This is a genomic window from Micromonospora sp. NPDC047527 (genome assembly GCF_040643015.1).
Lineage (GTDB): Bacteria > Actinomycetota > Actinomycetes > Mycobacteriales > Micromonosporaceae > Micromonospora.
The window spans coordinates 38,644-61,804 of record NZ_JBEYTK010000009.1 but is presented as its reverse complement, the minus strand read 5'-3'; the positions used below and the strand labels follow the sequence as shown (position 1 = coordinate 61,804).

Below are 23,161 nucleotides of genomic sequence, written 5' to 3'. Positions count from 1 at the left end.
CATGCGAGCGGTGAGCACGGCCGAGACGGCCACCACCACACACCCCTGGGCCATTCACGCCGAAGCGCTGAAGGTGCGCGCCGGACGCCACCTGGCCGTCGACGGGCTCGACCTGAGCCTGACCACCGGCGTCCACGGCCTGCTGGGGCCCAACGGCGCGGGCAAGACGACGCTGATGCGCGCCCTCGCGACGGTGGTCAAGCCGTCCGGCGGCCGGCTGACCCTGCTCGGACGCCCGGTCGACGGCCGCGCCGACCTGCGGCCGGCCCGGCGAGCGCTGGGCTACCTGCCGCAGCACTTCGGCTACTACCCGCGGTTCACGGTGCGCGAGTTCGTGGCGTACATGGCCTGGTTGAAGGAGATGCCGAAGGCCGACATCCCGGCGGCCACGCAGCGCGCGATCGACCGCGTGGGGCTCGCCGCCAAGGCCGACGCCCGACTCCGGACGCTCTCCGGCGGCATGCTGCGCCGAGCCGGTGTCGCCCAGGCCATCGTGAACGACCCGCAGGTGCTGCTGATGGACGAGCCGACCGTCGGCCTCGACCCCGAGCAGCGCCTCGACCTGCGCGAGTTGCTGCGCGACCTGGGTACGGACGCCTGCGTCCTGGTCTCCACCCACCTGGTCGAGGACGTGGTCGCCGCCTGCACCGAGGTGGTGCTGCTTAACGAGGGCCGGCTGGTGTGGCAGGGCACGCCCGACTCGTTGGCCGCGCACGGCGACGACGGCCACGCGGGCGACAGCCCCGCCGAACGCGGCTACTCGGCCCTGCTGCGCCGTCACCGGGCGGAGGCCGCCCGATGAGCATCCTCCGGATCGAACTGCGCCGCTCCGCCGCGGCCGGCGCCGCCCTGCTCACGTTGGCGGTCGGCGTCGCCGCCCTCTACCTGGCCCCGGGACGCTGGTCGGACGGCTGGATGTCCCTCGCGCTGAGCACGAAGGAATACATGCTCCTGCTGTGGCCGCTCGCCCTGGCCGCCGGGGCCTGGCAGGGCCGCCGCGAGCACCGGGCCAAGGTCGGCGAACTGTTCGACACCACACCCCGCTCACCCGCTCGCCGGATGCTGCCGGTCCTCGTCGCGATGGGGGCCACGCTCGGGCTCGCCTACCTGCTCGTGGTCGTCGCGGGCGCCGTACGGATCGCCTCGACCGCCGCCTACTTCCCGCCGGACGTCGTCGCCATCGTGCTGGTCGGCGCGCTCTCCCTGGTCGCGGCGGCCTGGCTCGGCCTGGGCATCGGACGGCTGCTGCCCGCCCTGGTGACCGCTCCCGCGCTCGCCGTGGCCGGCGTCCTGCTGGTGTTCTTCACCGCGATCATGCGGCCGGACTGGATGAGCGCGACGCTGTCCCCCGCCTACGGCAGCAACTCCTTCTATCCGTTCCAGACCATCGACTCCCGCGTCACCGGCGCGCTCGCGATCTGGATGGGCGCGCTCGCCGTGACCGGCGTGCTGCTGCTGGTCACCCGCAGTCCACGCGCCCGAGTCGCGGCCGTGCTGCCGGTGCTGCTCGGCTTCGGCGCCGCGGCGGCGATCGTCCCCCGCGACGAGGCCGCCCTCATCGCGCCGATCGACCCGGTCGCCCGCGAACTCGTCTGCACCGACGACGCGCCGAAGGTCTGCGTCACCCGGGTCAACGCCAACGTGCTGGACACGCTGACCCCCCTCGCCCGCGAAGGGCTCGCCGTTCTCGCGAAACTGCCGGACGCCCCCACGCAGGTCCACGAGGACGCCCGGTTGTTCTTCTCCTCGGGCTTCTCCACGGAGGCGGCCCCACCCGACAGGGACATCGTCACGATCGACGTGCGAATCGACGACCGCGGCGGCCTGGCCCATCCCGCCGCAGTGGTTCCCGCGATCGTCTTCGGGCTGGGCGCCAACACCGGCACCATGGTCTGTCCGCGCAACGGCCCGGTCGAACGGGCCGCCGCCTACTACCTGCTCGACCGCGAGCCGGTCTCCGACGTCGGTGTGGTCCCCGACATGATCTCCGAGGAGCCGGAGTTCAACGCCGAGGCGGTCACGCTGTGGCAGGGCCTGCGGGAGCTGCCCCCGGCGGAAGCGCTGTCCCGCGTGGCGGCGGTGCGCGACGCGATCGTGGCCTGCCGGGACAGCACCGGAGTGCTGTCGCGATGACCCTCCACCTGCGCGCGAGACGCGTACCCATGGCCCTGGCCGCGTCGGTCGGCGCCGCAGCCCTGATCTGGGCCCTGTGGCTGGCCTTCTCCGAGGACCGCGACGCCATCGTCCTCGTCGTCGTGCTGACGATCGTGCTGATGGTGTCGGTCCTGTCGACCACACTGGCCGCCCCGGACGAGGACCTGGAACGCACTGCCTCACTGCGCTGGCCCTGGCGCCGGGCCCTGCACCTGCTGGCCGCGCTGGCGCTCGTCCTCGTCGTGCTCCTCGCCACCCTGCCCACCGACGCCCGGTTCGGCCCGGCGGCGCTGGTGCTCCGCGACGCCGCCGGCGTGCTGGGCCTGACCGCCCTGTGCGCGAGCGTCGTCGGCGCGACCCGCGCCTGGTTCCTCCCGCTGGGCTGGACGGTCGTCGCCGCCATGTTCCCGCAATCGGGCACGTGGGGCGCCCTCGCCACGTGGCAGGGCCAACCCCACACCAGCCGGCCCGCGGCGGTGGTCGCCGCCGTCCTGGCGGTCACGGGCCTGCTGACGTACGCCATCATCGGAGCCGCCCGGCGCGAGTGACCTCGACGCTGGCCGCGCTACGGAAGGGCTAACCCTCCCTTGTGCTCTGGATCTTCGCCAGCGCCGCGGCGAACTCGGCGTCGGTGAGCGCGCCACGCTGGTGCTGCCGGGTCAGCGCGTGGAGGTCCCGCCGCTGGTCAGCGGTTGGGCCACCACGGGTGACGCCCGTTCGGCCGACTCCGGCGGATGGGCGCGTCGTCCCGGCACCGCCGGTGCCGGGCCGCGCTGGCCCACCGGTCTGGCCGGTGTACCGGGGCTGCGCGTCGCGGTGGTGTGCCCGCAGTGTCGCCAGGATCTCGTCGTAGTGCTCCGGCCAGGTGGCCAGCCGGCCCAGTTCCGGCCGGAACGTGAACGGCCGGAGCAGGTCACCGCGCTGGAGCGCGGTCTGGACCGGGGCCCCGTCTGTGCGCTCGATGATGATCGCGGAGCGGCCCATGTCCAGACCCGCGATGGTGGCGATGCCGCTCTGGACGGCCGCCACCGATTCCCAGGGCACCGTGGTCGTGTGGAGAAGGGTTCGGGACCGGATGCCGCACGCGCTGACGTAGACACCGAGCATCGCCTGCCGTAGGGCGACGGCGGCACAGACGACCAACCACGCCCCGAAAAGGATCACAACCGGCGCGGGAACCGGGCGCTCGCGCACGTACACGATCGCGAGGAACGTGGCGAAACCAACCACCCCGACCAGCCCCAGCATCGCGAACCCGGTCGCGGCATCGAGTGAGTACGGACGCTGCCATCTACCCATGCCGTCATGGTGAACGACAGCGTCCAGGTACGACTTCGGCGAGCCGATCGTGTGGCCGCGCACCGCGCCAGGTCAGTGGGGCAGTGTGATGCTGCTGGTGAAGGCCTCCCAGGAGGCTGCCGCGAAACTCAGCGTGGCCGACGGCGGAAGCCTTGGAACAGCAGTTGGGGCGACCTGGCGGTAGGACGTGGCGGTGTCGCCTACCGGACAGGCCGCCGGTGGGTCAGGGGGCGACGCCAGCGCGCCTGCTGCACCATGATCATCCGATGCGTCTTCGCCACGGAGCAGTCATCCTCACCGCCGCAGCAATCCTCGTCGGCGGGTGCGGCACCGACACCACCAACAACCCGGGCAGCGTGCCGCCGCCCGCCCCGGTTACACCCGCCGCAGCACCGGTCACGGCGGCAGCCGCGCCGCTCACCGCTGAGCAGGTGCTCGCGAACCTGACTGCGGCGAAACTCGGCCTCACCGCTGGTGCTGCCCAAGATGAGGACACCGACCCCAACGACCTGCTCGGGCGGCCCAACGGATACCTGTCGCGGGCGTCCGCTGACCTGCCCGGCGGGGACAAAGACGCAGACAAGTACGGCATCGACCGAGGGCTTGTCATCGAGGTCTTCCCCAGCGTTGAGGATGGGGACCGCCGGTCCAAGTACATCCAAGAGTCGCTGAAGAGCCTGCCAATCCTGGGCACCGAGTACCACTACCGCGCTGATGGTGGTCGGGTGTTGGTGCGGGTGTCGGGAAAGGTGAAGCCGTCGCTGGCGAAGAAGGTCCAGGCCGCGGTTGAGGCGATGTGACGAGGCCGACGCCCTGAGGTGACGGCACGGTCGCGAGTAACGGGCACAGGTTTCGGTCAGCGAGGCGGGCTCACCGCCCTCAACGGCGACTACCTGGAGATCCCCTCGGTCGGACAAAAGCACGCTTTCCGGAGTGAGAGCCGCAGATAACTATATTTGACATCGGCACCGCGTCAGCAATTGGGGAATTCCTTCTCTTATGTACGGAATCGCCCGTCGCCGACGTACTCCTGATACAAGTCTTGAAGGATCTTCGCTACGCTTCCTGCCACCCTCCCTATCAGGGATAGCGTCACGCCGAGGAGGCTGAAGACTAGGTGATCCCTAAAATCACCCAGGCTGGGTGGAAATTGCTGATTCCGCTCGGCGCGGGCACTGCCCTCGCTGTTGGAGCGGGGGTGAAAGGTGCTGTGGACCTGGTCAAGGGAAACAACACCCGGAACGACGCCCTGAAGCGCCACGAGGCTGCGGTCGCCGAATGTGAGGCGACCAGGATGAACACTCAACGAGTTTGTCGCGAGTACGGCGAATTTCAGATTCGTGTTCACAAAGAGACGGTCGCCCGCCTGGCCGACTGGCTCGAACGGAACGAGCACCTGGTCAAACGCATCAACTTCAAGAGGATCGACGGCGTACGCATCGAAGTCCCGAGCGCTCCGACCTACGCGGCCGGCGTCGAGGACGTCACCACCGGGATCAGCGGCCTGATCGGTGCGGTCGGCGCCGGCGCCTCGGCCCAGGCTGCGGCGCTGTGGGGCGTTTCCACGTTCGCGTCCGCGAGCACCGGCACGGCGATCTCCTCGCTGTCCGGCGCTGCCGCCCAGAACGCGGTGCTGGCCTGGCTCGGCGGCGGTTCACTGGCGACCGGCGGCGGCGGGGTGGCGGCCGGAAGCGTCGTCCTCGGCGCCGTGACGGTCGTCCCCGGTCTCCTCATCGGCGGCCTGACCGTGGGCATCGTGGGCGCTCGCACCAGGACCAAGCTGGAAGGCTTCGCCGCCACGGTTGACGTCGAGATCAAGCAACTGTTCCTCACCCACGAGTTGCTCCACGCCGTCGAGCGGCGCATCGATGAACTCCGCGACCTGCTCAGCCGCATGACCGAGCGGGCGACTCACACGCTTGAAGCGCTCGAAGCGGTCAATTTCGACCCGGAAGTCCACGCGGCCAAGTTCCTGCGGGCGCTTCAGCTGGTCACCGCGGTCAAGGAAATCCTGAACACACCGGTCCTCGACCCCCAGTCCGGGGAACTCACCGAGGCCTCGATCAAGATCATGGAGAAGTACGCATGAGCGCGTCCAGCAAGGTCGCCACGCTGATCCCCAAGCCGAGCCCGGCCATGGTCGTTGACGCCTTCCGGCTCGTCATGGCCTCGGCCCAGGAGTGGCATACGGTAACGGCGCAGGAGGAGACCCGGCGCGCGGAGACCCTCGCGTGGAAAGAAACCCAGCTCGAGATCATCCAGGTCCAGCGGGACTTCCTTCTCACCGCCCTGGACAAGACCTTCGACGAGCGGCGGGAAAACTTCCGGCGGCTTTTCGATCAGTTGGACAGAGCTCTGGCCTCAGATCGGGAGGACGCCGCTGCCCAGGTGTCCGACCTCCTCGGCACGATCACTGACCTCGCCAAAACTAGCCCGTTCAAGGACCTGAAGAGCCCCGCCCTCGTCGTCCAGGAATTCCTGCAGAGCGGCCGGGTGATCGAACTCTAGGCGCACCCGGCCGCCCCGAGTCTGTCACTGAACGCGGACCGCTAGCGAATCTCCCCAGGTACCCGGCGGGTGCGGCGGAAGGCGCAGGTCCGCGAGCACCCCGAAATGGTCGCTCGCCCACACCCCACCAATCGGTTCGGTAGCCAACTCATCCCGGCGGCGCGCAACTCCTAGCCGCTGGTCAAGGGGCTCGGGTTCAGCTGAGCGCGACGGTGAGCGAGCACGCCGCCAAGACCACGCACGTTGGCGTCATCACCAGGCGTTCGGCGCGGCTTCGCGAGATTGCGTTGAGCGCGATCCCGATTGCGAAGTACCCGAAGAGCACCCACGTCGCGATGCCGACGAACGGCCTGGAAGGCCCGAAGATTTCGGCGCGCGCGAGCAGCACCCAGGCTATGGCGGCGTAGACGACGACCGACACTGCGCTGCCGACTCGGAATCGCCGCGGCAGTGTCTCGTGCTGCCCACCCCATACCAGCCGCCCGTACGGCCGGCCGGCCGCGACGAGCACCTGGAGCACAGCGAGTGCGGCGAGTACGAGGGTGGCCACGATGGCGGCGACGCTCATGCCGTCACCTCCTGACCGGCGAGATAGCGTGCGGCGTTGGCGACAAGCGTGTCCAGCGCGCTCTGCAGCGCTTCGAGATCGATACCGTCCTCGATGCCGTCGTCGCTCTCCGCGAGCCCTTTCCACGCCGCGTCGAGGAGTTCCCGACCCTTTCTCGTGACGGCGACGCGATTCGCGCGCTGGTCGGTGGCATCCGGAGTGACCTCGACGAGCCCGCGCGCGACGAGCTCGACCAGGCGCTGCGTCACAGCCGCTCTGGACACGTCGAGGGCTTGGGCGATCTTGCTCTGTCGCGCAGGGCCGATTTCGTGGATCGTCACCAGCGCGGCGAACATCGAAAGGGTCACGTCGTGCATGTTCCGCAGGTGCGTGTCAGCGACGCGGTCGACGAGCGTGGTGGCGCGGTGAAGCGTGAGTACGAGGCGTTGTGCCGAGAGTGCGGCGACATCCATAATGTTAAGGTCTTACCAAAAATGAGGTGGGGCGTCAACCGGCCCAGGCTGTCGCTTCAGGAAGCGCTTTCACCTGCCCTGGACGGGGTTCTCGATGTGATTCAGGGCCAGGATGGCCTGCACGATCGCGGTGGCGCGGCGTGGGCAGCAGCGCAGTCTGCTCAGCAGCCGCCAGGTCGTGAGGGTGGCGATGGCGCGTTCGCCGAGTGCGCGGATGCGGGCGTGGGACCGGTCCACCGCTCTCTCCCGACGTGAGAGTCGCTGGCGGCGGCGGTGCCGTTGGAAGGGTGTCCGGATAGTGCCGCCGGCGCCTTGGTAGCCGCGGTCGGCGAACGCAGCACTTGCGCGCTGGTCAGTGCGTTGACGATGTCGTGGGTGCGGGCGGCGGTCAGGTCGTGGACGGCGCCGGGCAGGGCCGGTGAGGCCCAGACCAGGCGTCCGGCGGGGTCGGCGATGACCTGCACGTCGACGCCGTGCCGCTTATGTTTCCGGAGTGGTACGGCTTCTGATCGGCGACGCGGTCGATCGGGACCAGGGCGCCGTCGAGGGGTCGCGTAGGCCAGCCGACGGATCCGGGTCATGGCCGTAGTCAGTTGCTGGTAAGTGACGGTGTCGCGGGTCGCCGTCCGCCTGAGGCCCGACCGCCTCGGCCTCGTTCGCCGGGTGGATGTCGCCACCAGGATCGGCCGCGGGGCCGCCCTCCCGACGGCCGGTCCTGGTGGTGCCGCAGGGGTGAGCGCAGGTCGTGCCTCACGACCTCGACCCGTGCGTCTGCTCCGAGGTCGCCGGCCGGCCCGGACGGTGTCGGCCGTCGTTTCCACAGTGGCGCCGTCGGGTGAGAGCACGGTCGGCTCCACCGTGGGCGGTGATCGGATGCTGGCAGGCCGTGGTGCCATCCGACAGATACCACCCTGAAACTACCTCAATCGTCATCAGACTCAGGTGGACGCCAGCTCCCGAGTGACCCGCCCGGACTACATCGTTTCAGGTGCTTGACCTGTCAATTTTCCGCCGGTAGTTTAAATTCGCAACTACAAGCGTCTATCTAAGAGCAGGTGAACCGTGCAGTTGAAATCCATCGCCATCGCCATCGCCATCGCCATCGCCGCGTCCGTCGCAGGCGTGCTGGCCACCGCCCCCGCCGCCTCGGCGGCAGCACCCGGAGTGTCGATACAAGGCTGGGGGTCCGGGAACTGCCCGCAGGGCATGCTCTGCATCTGGCCCAACTGGAATCACCCGCCGCAGGGTCCCGTGGAGACGCCGTCTCTGACGACCAACAGCGAGTGGACCGGCAGCATCCAGGGATTCAACTTCTACAATGGCACAGGCCGCGATGCCGTAATATCCGGTTTCACTTTCGGCTCGTCGATCCCCTTCAAGAACTGCGCTCCTGCCGGCGGGACCGGGGGCGACCTGTATATACCGGTCAACGTGACGAAGGTGACTTGGCAGCTGACCCCCTGCTGATCCTCCGCTGAGCCTTTCCGAGCAAGGGGTAAATGACTCGGAGTAGCTGGCTCGATCGGCGGTCCGGACGCGCCCGGATCAGTTGCGGTGCAACGAGAAGACGCAGAGCCCCGGCATGAAGGTGGCCCTTCCCGGGATCACCGTCATCGAGGTTCTGCGTCGCTATGAGTGTCACGTATGCCGCCATCCTGCCCGTACGCGAGGTGGCCGTGTCGTTTCTGTCCGGCCTCCTACACGCCGAACGGCAACGGCTCGGCACCCGCGCCGGGACCCGGTCGTTGGGCTGCTTCAAACAGGCTGTCCTGGTGATCCGCTGGCTGATCGACGGCACCCGCATCTCGCAACTCGCCAGCGACAACACGATCAGCAGGTCGACGGGGTACGCGTACCATAGCCTGAGATGCCTACGAACAATGTGGGGTCGCTTTCGCAACTCGCTTTCGATTTCGCGCAGTCCGTAGATATCCTGCTCAGAGCGAATATGCGGCGCGAGCGCAAGCCGCAACTTTCGCTTCGACTCCGGCGCAAGGTCTGCAGAAGTTGCAAACAGATATCGCGCTGGCGCAAGCTTGGCGACTTTCGGTGCTTCAACCCGTTCCATGCATTTAATCAGCGACTGGCGTGATGAGCGGATCCAATGCTTACACTGGATGATCACACTTTGACCATCGCCAACAAATCCGCGCAGGCCTATTCCGTCGTCCTTGCCGGGCGCAAACAACTCAAGATCCAACGCCAACGACCCTTGGAAGACGTCCTTGCAAACGGCCGCGAAGTCAAGGTCGGTAAGTCATGCAATATCGAATCCATCCAACGCTAGACTCTCCTAACCCTCGACCCATGACGCAAAATCATACTTCTCTATATCTGCGGACGTCTGCGCCCAGCCCTGAAGAGTCGGCGAGGAACTGAATGCTCCTTCAGCTTCGATCCGGGCGCTTCGGCATGCGCGCAGTTAGGCTCACGGCTGCGCGCTGATCTGACTCCGCAAGCCAAGCAGCGTAGACACGAAGGGTCGTCGCGCCTCCCCACCGTGACCGAGCCGGCCGGCGACTGTACGAACGTCGACGCCCGCCGCTATCAGTTGTGTGGCGGAGTAGTGCCGCAGGGCGTGGAGGTTAGTGACGATGCCGAGTCGCGCAGCCATCCGGCTGCATCGCTGGGTAGCGGTGTCCGGCACCAAGGGCATGCTGCTGTCCGGGTCCGGCGAGAACACATAGCCACCATCGGGCAGCGACAACCCGAGGGCCGACGCGCGTTCCTCACAGCGCGCCAACTGGTCGCGCAGCACTTCTACCGTCTCCGCGTCCAGGGCGACGCGCCGCTGCTGGTGCGTCTTGGTGTCCTTCTCCCGCAACTTCCCCGCGTCGTCCACGTACAAGGCGCTCCGCAGCGTTAGTACGGCCCCGTCCAGGTCGACGGCGGACCATAGGCCACCACGCCGAGGATCAGAAAGCCGTACTCAGTGCGCCGTTGGTGAATCAGAGCTTTGAGGTCCCCACGTATTTACCATCGTGGGAGTCTCATGAGTGGGACCCATGGTGAGGCAACGGTCAGTCGCATGTGGCAGATCATGAAAGTTGCTTAGTTAACAGTCAACCCGTCACGATCGGAGTAGCGCCCCACGCCGAACGGCCGCTCAGCGTGACCGATAGGCCACGCGAGATGGACCGACTGCGGGCCACCCCGGCGGCCACACCCCGCTGACTACCGCCAGCCCTCAGAGCACCGGGACTCGATAGACCAGCTCATACCGCCCGCGCGGCAGCACGATGGTCGCCGTCTCGACCGGCACCCCGTCCGCGTAGTACGTCCGTTCGATCTCGTACACGTCCGCCGGGCGGCCCGGCAGCTCCAGCGCCTCAGCCTCGGCGTCCAGCGCCGGCCGCGAGGTGACGCGCTCCACGAACTCGTCGATACGTACGCCGATCGTGTCCATCCGGGCCACCACGCCGACCGCCGCCCCAGCTTCCGGCCACTCCACCGGCGTGCCGCCGGTGATGCTCAGCGGCTCGTACGACGTCGACAGCTGGATCGGCTCGCCGTCGGACAGGAACCGGTAGCTCGTCTGCATGACCGGCTCACCGGGCTCGATACCGAGCCGGACGGCGATCTGCTCGTCGGCCACGTCGTGGCGGCTGTCGTGCTCCCACGTCCCCCGCTGACCCGCGCGGGCTGCGTCCCGGGCGAACGGCGACGTCGGTCCAGGCGCGGCGCGCAGATCGCGGCCGTGGGCCTGGCGGACCAGATGGCGGGTCGACCGGACGTAGACGCCGGACCCGGCTCTGCCGTCGACGAGTTGCTCGGCCTTCAGGACGCTGATCGCCCACTTCGCGACGGTGCGACTCACGCCGTACTGCTGCATGAGCTTGGTCTCGCTGGGCAGCTTCGCGCCGGCGGGCAGCGTACCCGATTGGATCTGGGCGCGCAGCTCGGCGGCGATCGCCAAATAGGCGGGCGTCTTAGCCATATGGGAACAACCTCCGGTCAGCCCACCCAGTCGATCACAGACAACCTGGTGTGCCAAGTTTCGGCGTCACCCTTGCCCGACCGAACCTAGTGTACTAGCTTTCGGGGGTGGCTCCCCGCTACCGCCAGGCTCCGGTCAGCAACCAACGCCGGCGGTAGCGGGAAGTCTCAGACGCCGCGTCACCGACAACACCCCGCCCCGCCGCGGCCCCATCCATCCGGAAGGGATGTCGATGAGCGAAGAGCCCACCACCGTGCAGGCGGCCCAGGCCGACCGGCACGAGACGGCACTCCGGGAGATCGCCGCTCTGGAGGCACGACTGGCCGACGAGCACGTGCCGCGCCGCCCCGAGTGGGAGTGCCGCACCTGCGAGCCCGGCACCTCCTGGCCGTGCCCGCCGGCACAGGTGCGCCTGGCCGAGCTGTACCGCCGCGACCGGGTCGGACTGTCGATGCACGTCGGCGCGCTCTACTACGTCGCCGTTCAGGAGCGGCCCGACGACGACAAGGCCGAGCTGTACGACCGGATCGTCGGCTGGATCCGATGACACCCCGGCCCGGCGACGTCGTGCACATCGGGCCCGAGTGCAGCGTGCAGTTCAGCGGCGGCCGGCACCTGCGCGTGCGCGTCGTCAGCGTCGACGACCGGCCCACCTACCCCGGATGGATCTGGATCACCGGCTACGTCCTCGGCCCGACCGGCGACGCGATCGCCCGGCGGGAGCTGTACGTCCGGCACACCGGCCTACGCGTCATCGCGCCGCCCCGCGCCACCGTCCCCGGGCCGGCCCGGCCGGCGGCCCGGGCGCGCACGCGCACCTGAACCGCCACCCCCACATTTGGACGGCCCCGGACACGGCGATGGAAGCGCCAGCCCGGGGCCTTGATCAGACACTGGAGGTCTGACCCATGCACCATCCTCACCGAACACGCCACGGCGTCAAGGTCTTCGCGTGCGGCATCGCCCTGGTCGCGGCGCTCGCCTGCGAGGGCGAGGGCGGCGTGAAGAGCGACCGACCCGCCGCCGACCGGCAGGTCGACCCCCGCGCCGAGCGGGTCGTCACGATCGAGGTCACCGAGGCCACCGGGCCCTACGACGTGTGGGTACGCGCCGCGAAGGCCGGCCAGGCCCAGGGCGACCACACCCGCGACAAGCGCGCCGGCGGCACCTACCGGCAAACCCTGGACTACACGTCCGGGCTCCGCATCGAAATCACCATCACCGTGACCGGCCACCGCTCGGACATCTTCAGGTGCGAGATCACCGACGGGGAGCACCGGGTCCGCGAGCGCGCGGCCGGGCAGGTCCAGTGCAGCCTTACGACCCAGCGGTGAGCTGACGCGCCACCCGCGACCAGGCCAGGCGGAGCCGCTGCCACCAGCTGAGCGCCAGCACCGGCTCCGGGGGATTCAATCTCCAGCCACCAGTCATGCGGCCAGTATGAGCCACCCGACCGCACAGCGAAACGCCTCCGCTCACCTCGTGTGCGGAGGCGTTTCCAACCGGTCTGGACAGTCCAGGCCAGATGGCCCGATCAGACGACGTGAGTCGTTGGCCACGGCACGTACGGTGCCGGCATGACCCTTCCCGCGAACCAGCCGCCCGGGTACCCGCAACAGCCGCAGCACCGACCGCCCGACCAATACCCGCCGCACTACCCGCCCGCTCCCGGCGGCTACTACCCACCGCCCACCCCGCCCCCGAAGAAGGGGAGCTTCTGGGGATCATCCGTCGGGATCCTGCTCATCATCTTCGGCTCGATCGCGATCCTCGGGGTGATCTGCGGCGGGCTCGTCCTGGTCGGCCGCATCAGCGACAGCAACGCCGCGAAGCAAATCGACGTCCAGCTCACCTCCTGCGGCGGCACCGGCTCGGTCGCGAAAGTCGGCTATACGGTGACGAACAACGGCAGCCAGGCGCGACGCGTCACCCTCAAACTGGAGTACCGGGACGCGACCGGCGCCCGCCTCGACACCGATACCGCCTACGTGGGCAGCGTGCCCGCCGGCGACACCGTCCGGGGCGAGGAGTCGACCATCCTGAATGCCACGTCCTCGACGATCACGTGCAAGGTCGTCGGGGTGTCCTGACCGGACGACGCAGCGATCCGCCGTCCCTGGACAGCACAACTGCGGCCCCCCACGCGGAGGAGGGGGGCCGCAGTTGTGTAGCCGAGATAGTCAGGCCTGGCGCAGGTCCGGCCGGTTGGTGTGCTTCGCCCAGTAGCCGGCGACGAAAGCGCACACGCCCGTCACGACCAGGCCAACGAGGCCGACGAGCGGCAGCGGCACGTCCGGCGCGGCCGGCCGTTGAACCACAACTCGTCGACGACCCACAGCACGGCCGGAGTGATGATCGCGGCGCTACCGCCGGCGCCGACCGTCGCCGCCTTCACCTTGGACTCGATCGGCCGGGACGACGCCGGCGCGGAGCGGGACTCGAACATGTGTACCTCCCTGGGTACGGTCGATGGGTGGTGCAGGAGTACGTACAAGGTCATGGCCGAGGGCGCGTACGCCGCGCACGACCTGGTGTTCGCCGACCTCGACGGCTCACCTATCGACCCGGCGCGGGACTGGGCAGAGTGGAAGGCCCTGTGCAAGGCCGCCGGGGTGTCGACTGTCCGGGTGCACGATGCCCGGCACACCGCGGCGTCGCTGATGATCGCTCAGGGCGTGCCGATCGAGGTGGTGCAGGAGGTGCTGCGACACTCGGCGATTCAGGTGACCCGCGGCTACGTGCACGTGGCGTCGGAGTTGGCGAAGAAGGCTACGAACCGTATGGGTGCGGCGCTGCTCCGGAGGCCGAGTACACCCTGAAGTACACCCTCGATCTTTGATCGAGCAACGAGAACGAGGCCCCACCCGCGAGTGTTTCCGCAGGTGGGGCCGCATGTTTATCTCGGGTGGGGCGGGCGGGACTCGAACCCGCGACCGAGGGATTATGAGTCCCCTGCTCTAACCGGCTGAGCTACCGCCCCTGACACCGCGCCGGATCTTATCCCGCCCGGTGGATCACGGGCCAGCAGCGATCCGGCCCCACCTCATCGACGCCGCCGTCGCCACAGCTTCACGATGGGCAACGCGAGAATAACAGTGAGCAGCCAGAGCGCCACGACGGCGCCCCAGAGCTGTTCCTCGCCGGGCTCGGTCTCGGTGAGAAGCATGGCGAGGGTCAGCAGCACGCTCAGCCCGCCCACCAACGCGATGCCCATCCCGCTGAGCACCAACGCCGGGATCTCCCACCACGTGCTGGTGGCGGGTTGTGCGGGCTGTCGTACGGCAGCAGGTTGTGGGATCGCGTCTGGCGCGCGGGTCGGCATGGCGACCTGCCGGTCGTCCGGCACTTTGGCGTCGATGGCCGGGAGCACAGCCGGGTGCAGGTCGAACAGGGTGGGTTCGATGTGCAGCACGATGGCGTCCGAGCCGATGAGCTGCCGCGCGCCGTCTGGCCAGACCAGCATGGCGGAGCAGTCGTCGTACCGGACGGTCAGCGGGTTGTCGCTCTGCAGGAGGGTCACTCCGTCGACGCCGACCCGGAGCGCGGCGTTGCCTTCCTTCGACTGGTACGTGGTGCCCTGGAGGATCTCGGTCGAGCGGGTGGGCGCCGCGACGAAGCCGGCCCAGTCGGCGCTGAGACCGCCGGGCACCATGAGCAGCGCCGACGCCATCACCTCCTCGGTCACCTCGTGCAGGTCGTCGAGGTCGACGGCCTTCAGTTCGGCCCGGTGCTCGTCGACGCTGAGGTTCGGCTCCCCGGTGAGGACGTTGAGCGCGTACGACGACAGCCGCGCCGCGTCCACCTCGGCGATGCCGAGGAAGTCTTCCCGCTTGGCGATGGTGGCGTCCAGGTCCGCCTGTTCGATGCGCCCGACCCGCATTTTTGCCAGTACGTCGATGAACCCGCCCAGCACGGCGTCCTGCTTCTCCGGCAGCGCGTCGGCGAGTGCCCGCAGCGTGGCGTACCCGTCGCCGCGCGGCTCGTACCCCGTGGTGGTGGTGTAGGACAGGCCGGTGTCCTGGCGTAGGGAGCGGTACATCTCCCGCTCCAGCACACCGGCGAAGACGGTGGCGGCGACGCGGCGTCGCACCACCGAGTCGAGCACGACGGCCCGGGAGCCGTTGACGAAGTACGCGGGCATCTGCGGCAGCGCCGACGAGGCAACCGGCACGGGCTGGCGGGTCCCGGTGGGCAGGGGCAGCCGCAGTCCGGCGGGCACCCGGTCACCGGCGATCCAGAGCACGGCGTTCTCCCGGGTGAACCAGCGGGCGGCCCACTCGCGCAGGTCGTCGGCGGTGAGCGCGCCGAGGCCCCACTCCGGGTAGCTGGTCAGCCCGTAGTCCCGGGCACCGTGGCGCCACAGCGGGATGTCGTCGACCGCGGCGGCGCCCCGACTGCTCCACTCGGTTCGCAGGATCTCCTTCTCGACGTCGAGTCTCGCCACCGGCAGTTCCCGCAGGTGCCCGGAGACGGCGGTGAGGAAGGCCGCGATGTCCGTCTCGGAGCCCTGGGTGTGGAACGTGGTGAACGCCTGGGCGGTCGCGCCGTTGACGTGGTAGTCGGCCAGGCCGAGTGGCGCGAGCGCGAGGTGCTCGATCAGGTGGGTGATGCCGGACCGGCTGAGCGTCTCGTCGGCGGTGCCGACCCGGAAGGTGAGCCCGGCGTGCATGGGCCCGCCGGTGGCGGCGAGCAGCGTGGGCACTCCGTCCACGTCCAGGTGCTGGATCACGACTGTCCACCCTTCGCGTACGCCTTGGCGCGGTACTTCGTGAAGCCGGGGGGCCCGTCGACGTAGTCCCAGGGGTAGTCGGTGCCCAGACCGCCGAGGGCGGTGAACTGGCTGGCGGCGGGACCCCACTGCTCGGTGAGGCTGAATATCAGCGCGAACGCCGAGCGGACCGAGACCCAGCCGGGCCGGTCGACGAAGTCGGGGTGCAGCACGGACCGCTGGCCGGCCCGCATGATCTCGTCCACCACCGCGCTGCTGCGCAGGTACGTGATGCGCTCCCGGTCGGTGTCGAACTCCAGCCAGCGTTCGAGGTGCGCCTCGGCGATGAGGACGGCGTTCGGTGCGCCGGGCGGCGCGGCCTCGGCGCACTCCCGGGCGAAGCCGAAAGCGCGGTCCCAGTCTCCGCTCCACTTCGGGCAGAACTGTTGGAGCAGGCTCGACTGGGCGGGAACGTGGTGGGGGTGGTGCTGGGCGAGGCGGTCGTAGCGGCGACGCGCTTCGGCCTGTCCCAGTTGGAGGCCGCGGTTGTTGGTGATCCGGTGGGTCCAGGCGGTCGCGTCGTCCGGGTGTCGGGCGGTGACGTCGATGAGCACCCGCTCGGAGCGACGCAGGTGGTCGTGGAACTTGGCGAACTGTTCGCGGCTGACGTGCTCGGCCCGGTAGGAGCTGCGGATCCGCCAGCCGGCCCGGATCAGATACGCGCCGAGCAGGGTGCCGGCGTGCGGATCCTCGGGGTTGTCGTCGTACGCCCGCTGGAGGAACGCCTCGATCCCCGCCCAGTCCGCGACGGCCCCGACCAGCATCGTTCGGGCGTCCGGATCCCGGTCGGCGACGAACGCGCGAACGGCGGGCCAATCGGCGGCGCGGAGCGCCTTACGCAGGTCGTTTACCTCGGGGTACGCGGCACCGGCATCGAAGTTCGGAGCCGGGAGAGGTGCGGGCATGGCGGGAAGCATAGGTGATCAACTACGGCGGCGATGTCCCGCTTTTTCTGGTCCTCCAGCGCCGGGCTACGCCGCGCGCAACTCCTCCAGAACAGCCCCGGCGGCGCGCCATCCGCTGGCGAGCGCACCCTGGATGGACGGGCTGTCGCGGTGGTCGCCGGCCACGAACAGCCCCTCCCCCAGCGCGACCGGTTTACGCAGCCGCCCCTGCGGTGGCGGCGCGGCGGGCAGCGCGTCCGGGACGGCCACGGTGGTGAGGTGGGTCCAGTCGGCGGTGGATCGGCCGTACAGCCGGGTCAGCTCGGCCCGTACGGTCGGCTCGGGCGGGGCCGTCGGGCCGACGACCGAGGTGGCCACCAGGTGCCGGCCGTCCGGCGCGTACGTCGGGGCCGCGTTGCTGAGCACCACCGTGTTGGCGACGATCTCCCGTCGGTCGCCGTCGACGAGCAGGATCGGTTCGGCCAGCGGCGGCTCGGGCGTGCTGTGGTAGTACGTGGTGTAGCTGTGCATGCGTACCCTCGCCAGGGCCGGCAGCAGCGCGGCCGCGGCGGGCGGGTCGACGGCGACCACGACGGCCCGGCAGCGGATCTCGCCGGCCTGTGTGCGGACCAGGCGGGGCGCGACCTGCGCGACCGGGGTGTCCAGGTCGAGCAGGTCGGCGGGCAGCGGGTCGGCGACGGCCCGGGGCAGCGCGGCCATCCCCTCGGCGGGCAGGCCGATCCGGCCGCGGGCGAACGAGCGCAGCACCATCGCCAGCACGTGGCTGGACGTCGCCAGCTCCCGCTCGATGAACACACCGGACAGGAACGGCCGTAGCAGCTCCTCGATGATGGCGTCGGAGAGGCCGGCCCGGCGCAGGGCCGTCTCGGCGCTGGTCTCGGGCGCGGTGAGCAGCCGGGCCACGGGCAGCGTGGCGCAGCCGGTGGCGAGCGCGGCGAAGCGCAGCCGGTCGACCAGCGAGCCGACGCCGGCCAGCGCGGTGCGTGGCCCGCCGGTCGGTTCCCGCACCGGGTTGACCAGCCGCAGCAGGTCGTCGCCCTTGCGCACCAGCACCCCGGAGGTGAAGTAGCCGAGGTTCAGCCGCTCGGTGTCGAGCAGCGTGCCGAGCCGGGGGTAGGCGGTGTTGAGCACCTGGAAACCCCGGTCGATCAGGTATCCGTCGACGAGGTCGGTGGCGACCCGGCCGCCGAGCCGGCTCCCGGCCTCCAGCAGCCGCCAGGGCACGCCGGCACGGTGCAGTCGGCGGGCGGCGGCGAGGCCGGCCAGGCCGCCGCCGACGATGACCACATCGGTCTCAGCCAGCATCGCGCGCCTCCCGCTCACCGTTCGCCCGGGACAACCGGCCCGGCCACCAGACTTTCGGCCCGATGTCGTACGCGAGCGCGGGCACCAGCAGCGACCGGACCACGATCGTGTCGATGAGTACGCCGACCGCGACCGCGGTGCCCAACTCGACCAGCACCACCAGTGGCAGGACGGCCAGGGCGGAGAACGTCGCGGCGAGCACGATGCCGGCGGAGGTGATCACACCGCCGGTGACGGCGAGACCGGCGAGCACACCGGCCCGGGTGCCGCGCTTGACCGACTCCTCGCGGACCCGGCTCATCAGGAAGATGTTGTAGTCGATGCCGAGGGCGACCAGGAAGACGAACGCGAACAGCGGGAACGACGAGTCGACGCCGGGAAAGTCGAAGACGTGGCGGAACAGCAGCGCGCAGAGGCCGAGGGTCGCCCCGAAGCTGAGCAGGACGGTGGCGATCAGCAGCAGCGGGGCGAGCAGGGCGCGGAGCAGCAGGGCCAGGATGACCGCGATGACCACCAGCACCACGGGGATGATGACGCTCTGGTCGCGTTTGGCGGCGTCCGAGGTGTCCACGTTGATCGCGGTGAAGCCGCCGACCACCGCGTCCGCGTCGGGCACCTGGTGTACGGCCACCCGCAGGTCGCGGATGGTCCGCTCGGCGCCGTCGCTGTCCGGCTCGTCGGCCAGCGTCGCCTCCAACTGCACCCGCCCGTCGACGACCTTCGGTGTCGCGTTCGGGTTGGGCATGCCGGTCTGCGGGCCACTGGTGAGGGGGCGGACCGCCGCGACGCCCGGCACACTCTGCGCCACCTGGGCCACCCGCTGGGCGGTCTGCTCGGTGGTGAAGATGGTGGCCGGGCTGCCGGTGCCGGCCGGGTAGTGCCGGGAGATGACCCCCTGGCCGTCCACTGAGTCGGTGCGCTGGGTGAACAGGTCGGACTGGCCGAGGGTGGTGGCGCCGAGCTGTGTGAGGCCGAGCGTGAGGAGGGCCAGCACGACGGCGGTGCTCAGCCAGATCGGTCGGGCGTGCCGGGCCACGAAGCCGGCGATGCGGCTCCAGATGCCGTGCTCGGCGCGCGGATCGGCCTGGTCCTCCTCTGGCCGGCGGGGCCAGAACGCCCAACGGCCGCCGAGCACCAGCAGCGCGGGCAGGAAAGTGAGCATCACCAGCAGGGTGGCGGCGATGCCGATGGCGGCGACCGGGCCGAGTGCACGGTTGGAGTTGAGGCTGGACAGCAGCAGGCAGAGCAGGCTGACGATGACCGTGCCGCCGGAGGCGATGATGGCCGGGGCGGCACCCTTCCACGCCGCCCGCATGGCGTCCCAGGGGCTGTCGTGGCGGTGCAGCTCCTCGCGGTAGCGGGCGATCAGCAGCAGCGCGTAGTCGGTGCCGGCGCCGAAGACCAGCACGGTGAGGATGCCCTGCGCCTGCCCGTTGAGCTTGACGATGTCGGCGTCGGCGAGCAGGTAGACGAAGACCGAGGCGAGGGCGTACGACATGCCGGCGGCCAGCAGCGGAAAGATCCAGAGCACCGGGCTGCGGTAGACGACCAGCAGGATGATCAGCACCACCACGAGGGTGACCAGCAGCAGTGGCCCGTCGATGGCGGAGAAGACCTCGATCAGGTCGGCGAGCAGCCCGGCCGGGCCGGCGACGTCCACGCTGAGCCCGTCCCGGTCGCCGCCGGCGATGTCGCGTAACCGCTCGACGACCGTGCCGATCTCCTCGCCCTCGGCGTCGTCCACCGGCACGACGACCTGGAGTGCCTGCCCATCCTCGCTGGGGATCGGCGGGGGCAACGGGCTGACCACGCCGGGCACCTGGGCGAACCGGGCGACGTCGGCGCTCACCCGCTGCCGGTCCGCGTCGGTGATGCCCGAGGTTCGCTCGTAGACGACAAGCGCCGGGACGGTCTCGCGGTCGACGAAGCCGGCCGCGAGGTCCTGGGCGCGGGTCGCCTCGGCGTCGGTGGGCAGGAAGGCGGCGTTGTCGTTGGTGGAGACCTCGCTCAATCGCCCGGCGTACGGCCCGGCCACGCCACCGACCACCAGCCAGGCCAGCACGACGGCCACCGCGATCAGCGTGGCCCGGCCGAAGCCTCCTCGTCCGGACATCCGCACCCATCCCAAGAATTCGACGCGTCAATCGACGCAGCGAGAAGCCTGGGTCGACATCGACCATCCTGCCGGCCAAGCATGCCCGGGGAGGGGCAAACCACCCATACCGGACCTTCGACGGACGCAGAAACGCCCGTCGGCACCGGGCCGACGGGCGTTGGGTGAAGCGAAGCTCCCCCGATTGGACTCGAACCAATAACCTGCCGGTTAACAGCCGGCTGCTCTGCCAATTGAGCTACAGGGGATCGTGCACCGCCCGGACCCGGATCTCGCCGGTGCCGTGCGACGGGACAAGAGTACAGGACATCCCCCGGTGATGGTCCAGTGGGTTGCACCCGCGCTCGCCATGATCAGATCCGGCAGGTCACGCGACACGGCTCTTTCACAATCAGGGCAAATCGCCATCCCGACACAAGTATGCGTGAGCGGGGAGCAGGATGGGTAGTTAGCTGCGGACAGAGGACGCAGGCGCGAACTGGTCGCTCCCGACAGGGCAACCCGCCGGGGCGACGGCGCGTCAGGTACGGAAGGAGCCGCCATGCGCGGAAAGATCATGTTTCTTGGCGGGCTGGCTGCGGGATTCGTCCTGGGCGCCCGTGCCGGCCGGGAGAAGTACGAAGAGCTCGTGGTCCGGGGCCGCAAGGTGCTCGACCACCCGACCGTCCAGGAGGCGGCCGGGGTGGCGCAGGCTCAGGCCAACAAGCTCTACAGCGAGGGCAAGGACAAGCTCGGCCAGACCAAGCTGGGCGAGAAGCTGGGCACCGGCAACGGCAACGGCAGCCAGGGGCTGACCGCCGCCGACGACGCGTTCGCCGGCACGCCCGCCACGGTGGGCGCCAAGGCGGGCTCCGGCTCGTCGGGCACCAGCAGCACGGTCGGCACGACCTCCGGGTCGCCGTCGGCCACGACCCCCCGCTCCAAGCCGTCCGGCTCGGGCACCAACGGCAGCACGCTCTGACCATCAGCACGTCGACGGGCCGGTCGCCGCAGGGCGACCGGCCCGTGGTCTGTCCGGGGTACGGCTGACCGCGCGTCGGCGCGGATCAGCCCTTCCCGCCGGTCAGTCCTTGCTGCTGAACGCCGCGTCGAAGGCCGCGCTCGGTGCGTCGAAGGCGAGCCGGCGGACGAACTGCAACGCCTCCGGAGCACCCACCAGGCGGTCCATCCCGGCGTCCTCCCACTCGACGGAGATCGGGCCGGTGTAGCCGATCGCGTTCAACGCCCGGAAGCAGTCCTCCCAGGGCACGTCGCCGTGCCCGGTGGAGACGAAGTCCCAGCCACGGCGCAGATCCGCCCAGGGCAGGTGGGAGGCGAGCCGGCCGCGCCGACCATCGCCGGTACGCACCTTCGCGTCCTTGCAGTCGACGTGGTAGATCCGGTCGGCGAAGTCGAAGATGAAGTTCACCGGGTCCAGCTCCTGCCAGACGAAGTGCGACGGGTCCCAGTTCAGCCCGAACGCGGGCCGGTTGCCGATCGCCTCCAACGTCCGCTTCGTCGTCCAGTAGTCGTACGCGATCTCGCTGGGGTGCACCTCGTGCGCGAACCGCACCCCGACCTCGTCGAACACGTCGAGGATCGGGTTCCACCGGTCGGCGAAGTCCTGATAGCCGCGCTCGATCATCGACGGCGGCACCGGCGGGAACATCGCCAGGGTGTGCCAGATCGACGACCCGGTGAAGCCGACGACCGTCTTGACGCCGAGCTTCGCCGCCGCCCGCGCGGTGTCCTTGATCTCCTCGGCGGCCCGCTGGCGGACCCCCTCCGGCTCACCGTCGCCCCAGATCCGGCCGGGCAGGATGTCCTGGTGCCGCTCGTCGATCGGGTGGTCACAGACCGCCTGACCGACCAGGTGGTTGGAGATCGTGAAGACCTGAAGGTTGTGCTTCGCGAGCGTCTCCCGCTTGCGATCGACGTACGAGTCGTCGGCGAGCGCCTTGTCGACCTCGAAGTGGTCGCCCCAGCAGGCGATCTCCAGACCGTCGTAGCCCCACTCGGAGGCGAGCCGGCAGACCTCCTCGAACGGAAGGTCGGCCCACTGGCCGGTGAAGAGCGTGATGGGTCGCGCCATTGTCCTTCTCCCCTGTTGTGATGGGGATTCCGTCGTGCGGACCGAGGCGAGGGTGACCGGTCAGACCGGTACGCGGCACCGAGGCGGAACGCCGGTGGGTGCCGAGCGCACCTGAGCCCGGCGGGTTGCGCCTCCCACCGGGTCACCGGCCACCGTCACGGTCGCCGCCTACAGCCTATTTCCGCCGCACCCATCGCGGAAGCCCCACTGTCGGCCGGGACCATCGGCAGAGCGCCGATCGCACCCCCTGTGGTGACAATCGGGGTCAGATCACTCGGCCAACTCTTCGGGCGCGGGCAGGAACACCCGAACGGCGAAGCCACCGTCCGGGCGCGGGCCAGCGGAGAAGGTGCCGCCGACCCGCTCGGCACGCCGGCGTACGGCGAGCAGGCCACGTCCGGCAGGCCCGGTCTCCCCCACAGGCCCGGTCTCCCCCACAGGTGCGGGTTGCTCTGGCTCGGCGCCCTCGTCGCGTACCTCGATGGTGATGCCCTCGACGTCGTAGCGCAGGCGGACCGCGACCCGCGCGCCCGGCGCGTGCCGGCGCGCGTTGGTCAGCGACTCCTCGATGATCCGGTACGCCGCCGCGTCGACCGCCCCGGACAACGGCCGGGGCGGCCCGGCCAGGCTCCAACGCACCGGCTGGCCGGCGGCGAAGCCCTCCACCAACGCGTCGAGGCGGTTCAGGCTCGGCGCCGGCCCAGCCAACTCGTCAGACCCCGTCAGCTCGGAGGGCTCAGTCAGCTCGGAGGGCTCAGTCAACGGGTCGGGCTTGTCGCCCGGGCGCAGCGCTCCGCGCAGCCGGTGCCCCTGCGCCCGCACCGTCCGGCGCCACCGCGCGAAACGCCCCATGCCGGTCAAGGTACGGCAGCCAACTGTGAGCCCGGCGCCCCGGCGGGGATGGTTGCGAGGGATATACCTGTGAGTCATAGATATGACTCACAGGTATATCGGCTAATTCCAGGTGGTCGTCGCACCGTCTCGGTCAGGAGGCACGCGGGTGGGGGAAGACGTAGCGCGACCCACGGAATACCGCGACGCCTGCCAGGGCGGGGCACGAGCAGGAGGGGCCGTCGCCCGT

25 protein-coding genes, 2 tRNA genes and 3 pseudogenes are annotated in these 23,161 nt (G+C 69.8%); 15 read left to right on the top strand and 15 right to left on the bottom strand.

What is annotated here, in order from left to right; all coding sequences use genetic code 11:
• Window position 1: 1 nt before the first annotated feature.
• Genes ABZ808_RS27075 through ABZ808_RS27065 form a run of 3 tightly spaced genes read left to right on the top strand, consistent with a single transcriptional unit; the run spans window position 2 to window position 2,702 of the window.
• Complete coding sequence (locus ABZ808_RS27075) at window positions 2-802, top strand: ATP-binding cassette domain-containing protein (RefSeq protein ID WP_357011726.1); 801 nt, start codon at window positions 2-4, stop codon at window positions 800-802.
• Window positions 799-2,133, top strand: a complete 1,335-nt coding sequence (locus ABZ808_RS27070; RefSeq protein ID WP_357011724.1) for a hypothetical protein — start codon at window positions 799-801, stop codon at window positions 2,131-2,133. The genes ABZ808_RS27075 and ABZ808_RS27070 overlap by 4 nt, the downstream gene beginning before the upstream one ends.
• A complete protein-coding gene (locus ABZ808_RS27065; protein WP_357011722.1) occupies window positions 2,130-2,702 on the top strand; it encodes a hypothetical protein in 573 nt (190 codons plus the stop codon). Before ABZ808_RS27070 ends, ABZ808_RS27065 begins: the two co-directional genes overlap by 4 nt.
• 28 nt (window positions 2,703-2,730) lie before the next feature.
• Here the strand turns inward: ABZ808_RS27065 and ABZ808_RS27060 are convergent, their stop codons facing one another.
• Complete coding sequence (locus ABZ808_RS27060; RefSeq protein ID WP_357011720.1) at window positions 2,731-3,453, bottom strand: hypothetical protein; 723 nt, start codon at window positions 3,451-3,453, stop codon at window positions 2,731-2,733.
• A gap of 218 nt (window positions 3,454-3,671) precedes the next feature.
• Between ABZ808_RS27060 and ABZ808_RS27055 the strand changes: the two genes are divergently transcribed.
• From ABZ808_RS27055 to ABZ808_RS27045, 3 genes are all read left to right on the top strand, one after another.
• Window positions 3,672-4,253 carry a hypothetical protein gene (locus tag ABZ808_RS27055; RefSeq protein WP_357011718.1) on the top strand — a complete coding sequence of 194 codons (582 nt, stop codon included), beginning with the start codon at window positions 3,672-3,674 and terminating at the stop codon, window positions 4,251-4,253.
• Between the two features lie 410 nt (window positions 4,254-4,663).
• On the top strand, window positions 4,664-5,542 hold the full coding sequence (locus ABZ808_RS27050) for a hypothetical protein (protein ID WP_357011716.1): 879 nt from the start codon (window positions 4,664-4,666) through the stop codon (window positions 5,540-5,542).
• Entirely contained in the window at window positions 5,539-5,961 is a 423-nt protein-coding gene (locus ABZ808_RS27045) for a hypothetical protein (RefSeq protein WP_357011714.1), read from the top strand. The genes ABZ808_RS27050 and ABZ808_RS27045 overlap by 4 nt, the downstream gene beginning before the upstream one ends.
• Window positions 5,962-6,157: 196 nt before the next feature.
• Here ABZ808_RS27045 and ABZ808_RS27040 read toward each other — a convergent pair whose 3' ends face one another.
• The 3 genes and pseudogenes from ABZ808_RS27040 to ABZ808_RS27030 form a co-directional block, all read right to left on the bottom strand.
• Window positions 6,158-6,529 carry a hypothetical protein gene (locus ABZ808_RS27040; RefSeq protein WP_357011712.1) on the bottom strand — a complete coding sequence of 124 codons (372 nt, stop codon included), beginning with the start codon at window positions 6,527-6,529 and terminating at the stop codon, window positions 6,158-6,160.
• Window positions 6,526-6,981, bottom strand: a complete 456-nt coding sequence (locus ABZ808_RS27035; protein WP_357011710.1) for a MarR family transcriptional regulator — start codon at window positions 6,979-6,981, stop codon at window positions 6,526-6,528. Before ABZ808_RS27035 ends, ABZ808_RS27040 begins: the two co-directional genes overlap by 4 nt.
• Before the next feature lie 69 nt (window positions 6,982-7,050).
• A pseudogene (locus ABZ808_RS27030) lies at window positions 7,051-7,528 on the bottom strand (transposase family protein); the annotation flags it as partial.
• A 515-nt stretch (window positions 7,529-8,043) separates the two neighbouring features.
• Between ABZ808_RS27030 and ABZ808_RS27025 the strand changes: the two are divergent.
• The 3 genes and pseudogenes from ABZ808_RS27025 (at window position 8,044) to ABZ808_RS27015 (ending at window position 9,268) form a co-directional block, all read left to right on the top strand.
• Entirely contained in the window at window positions 8,044-8,448 is a 405-nt protein-coding gene (locus ABZ808_RS27025; RefSeq protein ID WP_357011708.1) for a hypothetical protein, read from the top strand.
• Between the two features lie 164 nt (window positions 8,449-8,612).
• Window positions 8,613-8,837, top strand: a pseudogene (locus ABZ808_RS27020) (IS5/IS1182 family transposase); the annotation flags it as partial.
• Between the two features lie 272 nt (window positions 8,838-9,109).
• Window positions 9,110-9,268, top strand: a complete 159-nt coding sequence (locus ABZ808_RS27015; protein WP_357011706.1) for a hypothetical protein — start codon at window positions 9,110-9,112, stop codon at window positions 9,266-9,268.
• Window positions 9,269-9,368: 100 nt separating this feature from the next.
• Here the strand turns inward: ABZ808_RS27015 and ABZ808_RS27010 are convergent.
• Together ABZ808_RS27010 and ABZ808_RS27005 are read right to left on the bottom strand one after the other, a co-directional pair.
• Window positions 9,369-9,877: pseudogene (locus ABZ808_RS27010) on the bottom strand (tyrosine-type recombinase/integrase); the annotation flags it as partial.
• 291 nt (window positions 9,878-10,168) lie between these two features.
• A complete protein-coding gene (locus ABZ808_RS27005; RefSeq protein WP_357011704.1) occupies window positions 10,169-10,918 on the bottom strand; it encodes a GntR family transcriptional regulator in 750 nt (249 codons plus the stop codon).
• A 232-nt stretch (window positions 10,919-11,150) separates the two neighbouring features.
• Between ABZ808_RS27005 and ABZ808_RS27000 the strand changes: the two genes are divergently transcribed.
• The 4 genes from ABZ808_RS27000 (at window position 11,151) to ABZ808_RS26985 (ending at window position 13,008) form a co-directional block, all read left to right on the top strand.
• Window positions 11,151-11,465, top strand: coding sequence for a hypothetical protein (locus ABZ808_RS27000; protein WP_357011702.1), 315 nt, complete (start codon window positions 11,151-11,153; stop codon window positions 11,463-11,465).
• Complete coding sequence (locus tag ABZ808_RS26995) at window positions 11,462-11,740, top strand: hypothetical protein (protein WP_357011700.1); 279 nt, start codon at window positions 11,462-11,464, stop codon at window positions 11,738-11,740. The genes ABZ808_RS27000 and ABZ808_RS26995 overlap by 4 nt, the downstream gene beginning before the upstream one ends.
• 86 nt (window positions 11,741-11,826) lie before the next feature.
• Entirely contained in the window at window positions 11,827-12,252 is a 426-nt protein-coding gene (locus tag ABZ808_RS26990; protein ID WP_357011698.1) for a hypothetical protein, read from the top strand.
• A gap of 243 nt (window positions 12,253-12,495) precedes the next feature.
• Complete coding sequence (locus ABZ808_RS26985) at window positions 12,496-13,008, top strand: FxLYD domain-containing protein (RefSeq protein ID WP_357011696.1); 513 nt, start codon at window positions 12,496-12,498, stop codon at window positions 13,006-13,008.
• A gap of 161 nt (window positions 13,009-13,169) precedes the next feature.
• Here the strand turns inward: ABZ808_RS26985 and ABZ808_RS26980 are convergent, their stop codons facing one another.
• A complete protein-coding gene (locus ABZ808_RS26980; RefSeq protein ID WP_357011694.1) occupies window positions 13,170-13,364 on the bottom strand; it encodes a hypothetical protein in 195 nt (64 codons plus the stop codon).
• Between the two features lie 52 nt (window positions 13,365-13,416).
• Here ABZ808_RS26980 and ABZ808_RS26975 point away from each other — a divergent pair, with 52 nt between their 5' ends.
• Window positions 13,417-13,737 carry a tyrosine-type recombinase/integrase gene (locus ABZ808_RS26975; RefSeq protein WP_357011691.1) on the top strand — a complete coding sequence of 107 codons (321 nt, stop codon included), beginning with the start codon at window positions 13,417-13,419 and terminating at the stop codon, window positions 13,735-13,737.
• Between the two features lie 87 nt (window positions 13,738-13,824).
• Here ABZ808_RS26975 and ABZ808_RS26970 read toward each other — a convergent pair.
• From ABZ808_RS26970 to ABZ808_RS26945, 6 genes are all read right to left on the bottom strand, one after another.
• Window positions 13,825-13,898 (bottom strand) — tRNA-Ile (locus ABZ808_RS26970).
• 63 nt (window positions 13,899-13,961) lie between these two features.
• On the bottom strand, window positions 13,962-15,647 hold the full coding sequence (locus ABZ808_RS26965) for an insulinase family protein (RefSeq protein ID WP_357011689.1): 1,686 nt from the start codon (window positions 15,645-15,647) through the stop codon (window positions 13,962-13,964).
• Window positions 15,644-16,591, bottom strand: a complete 948-nt coding sequence (locus ABZ808_RS26960; RefSeq protein ID WP_357011687.1) for a hypothetical protein — start codon at window positions 16,589-16,591, stop codon at window positions 15,644-15,646. Before ABZ808_RS26960 ends, ABZ808_RS26965 begins: the two co-directional genes overlap by 4 nt.
• Window positions 16,592-16,657: 66 nt before the next feature.
• Window positions 16,658-17,896 (bottom strand): FAD-dependent oxidoreductase, encoded by a 1,239-nt coding sequence (locus ABZ808_RS26955; protein WP_357011685.1) that lies wholly within the window; start codon window positions 17,894-17,896, stop codon window positions 16,658-16,660.
• Entirely contained in the window at window positions 17,886-20,009 is a 2,124-nt protein-coding gene (locus tag ABZ808_RS26950; protein ID WP_357011683.1) for an MMPL family transporter, read from the bottom strand. The genes ABZ808_RS26955 and ABZ808_RS26950 overlap by 11 nt, the downstream gene beginning before the upstream one ends.
• 175 nt (window positions 20,010-20,184) lie before the next feature.
• Window positions 20,185-20,257, bottom strand: a tRNA-Asn gene (locus ABZ808_RS26945).
• Between the two features lie 293 nt (window positions 20,258-20,550).
• Here ABZ808_RS26945 and ABZ808_RS26940 point away from each other — a divergent pair.
• Window positions 20,551-20,970, top strand: a complete 420-nt coding sequence (locus ABZ808_RS26940; RefSeq protein WP_357011681.1) for a hypothetical protein — start codon at window positions 20,551-20,553, stop codon at window positions 20,968-20,970.
• A gap of 102 nt (window positions 20,971-21,072) precedes the next feature.
• Here the strand turns inward: ABZ808_RS26940 and ABZ808_RS26935 are convergent, their stop codons facing one another.
• Complete coding sequence (locus ABZ808_RS26935) at window positions 21,073-22,080, bottom strand: sugar phosphate isomerase/epimerase family protein (protein ID WP_357011679.1); 1,008 nt, start codon at window positions 22,078-22,080, stop codon at window positions 21,073-21,075.
• 270 nt (window positions 22,081-22,350) lie between these two features.
• Window positions 22,351-22,932, bottom strand: a complete 582-nt coding sequence (locus ABZ808_RS26930; protein WP_357011677.1) for an ATP-binding protein — start codon at window positions 22,930-22,932, stop codon at window positions 22,351-22,353.
• Between the last annotated feature and the right edge of the window lie 229 nt (window positions 22,933-23,161).

Coding starts and splice junctions, on each gene's coding strand:
- ABZ808_RS27075 (WP_357011726.1), top strand. CDS start 2: ATGCGAGCGGTGAGCACGGCCGAGACGGCCACCACCACACACCCCTGG.
- ABZ808_RS27070 (WP_357011724.1), top strand. CDS start 799: ATGAGCATCCTCCGGATCGAACTGCGCCGCTCCGCCGCGGCCGGCGCC.
- ABZ808_RS27065 (WP_357011722.1), top strand. CDS start 2,130: ATGACCCTCCACCTGCGCGCGAGACGCGTACCCATGGCCCTGGCCGCG.
- ABZ808_RS27060 (WP_357011720.1), bottom strand. CDS start 3,453: ATGGGTAGATGGCAGCGTCCGTACTCACTCGATGCCGCGACCGGGTTC.
- ABZ808_RS27045 (WP_357011714.1), top strand. CDS start 5,539: ATGAGCGCGTCCAGCAAGGTCGCCACGCTGATCCCCAAGCCGAGCCCG.
- ABZ808_RS27040 (WP_357011712.1), bottom strand. CDS start 6,529: ATGAGCGTCGCCGCCATCGTGGCCACCCTCGTACTCGCCGCACTCGCT.
- ABZ808_RS27035 (WP_357011710.1), bottom strand. CDS start 6,981: ATGGATGTCGCCGCACTCTCGGCACAACGCCTCGTACTCACGCTTCAC.
- ABZ808_RS27005 (WP_357011704.1), bottom strand. CDS start 10,918: ATGGCTAAGACGCCCGCCTATTTGGCGATCGCCGCCGAGCTGCGCGCC.
- ABZ808_RS27000 (WP_357011702.1), top strand. CDS start 11,151: ATGAGCGAAGAGCCCACCACCGTGCAGGCGGCCCAGGCCGACCGGCAC.
- ABZ808_RS26995 (WP_357011700.1), top strand. CDS start 11,462: ATGACACCCCGGCCCGGCGACGTCGTGCACATCGGGCCCGAGTGCAGC.
- ABZ808_RS26990 (WP_357011698.1), top strand. CDS start 11,827: ATGCACCATCCTCACCGAACACGCCACGGCGTCAAGGTCTTCGCGTGC.
- ABZ808_RS26985 (WP_357011696.1), top strand. CDS start 12,496: ATGACCCTTCCCGCGAACCAGCCGCCCGGGTACCCGCAACAGCCGCAG.
- ABZ808_RS26980 (WP_357011694.1), bottom strand. CDS start 13,364: ATGTTCGAGTCCCGCTCCGCGCCGGCGTCGTCCCGGCCGATCGAGTCC.
- ABZ808_RS26975 (WP_357011691.1), top strand. CDS start 13,417: ATGGCCGAGGGCGCGTACGCCGCGCACGACCTGGTGTTCGCCGACCTC.
- ABZ808_RS26960 (WP_357011687.1), bottom strand. CDS start 16,591: ATGCCCGCACCTCTCCCGGCTCCGAACTTCGATGCCGGTGCCGCGTAC.
- ABZ808_RS26955 (WP_357011685.1), bottom strand. CDS start 17,896: ATGCTGGCTGAGACCGATGTGGTCATCGTCGGCGGCGGCCTGGCCGGC.
- ABZ808_RS26950 (WP_357011683.1), bottom strand. CDS start 20,009: ATGTCCGGACGAGGAGGCTTCGGCCGGGCCACGCTGATCGCGGTGGCC.
- ABZ808_RS26940 (WP_357011681.1), top strand. CDS start 20,551: ATGCGCGGAAAGATCATGTTTCTTGGCGGGCTGGCTGCGGGATTCGTC.
- ABZ808_RS26935 (WP_357011679.1), bottom strand. CDS start 22,080: ATGGCGCGACCCATCACGCTCTTCACCGGCCAGTGGGCCGACCTTCCG.
- ABZ808_RS26930 (WP_357011677.1), bottom strand. CDS start 22,932: ATGGGGCGTTTCGCGCGGTGGCGCCGGACGGTGCGGGCGCAGGGGCAC.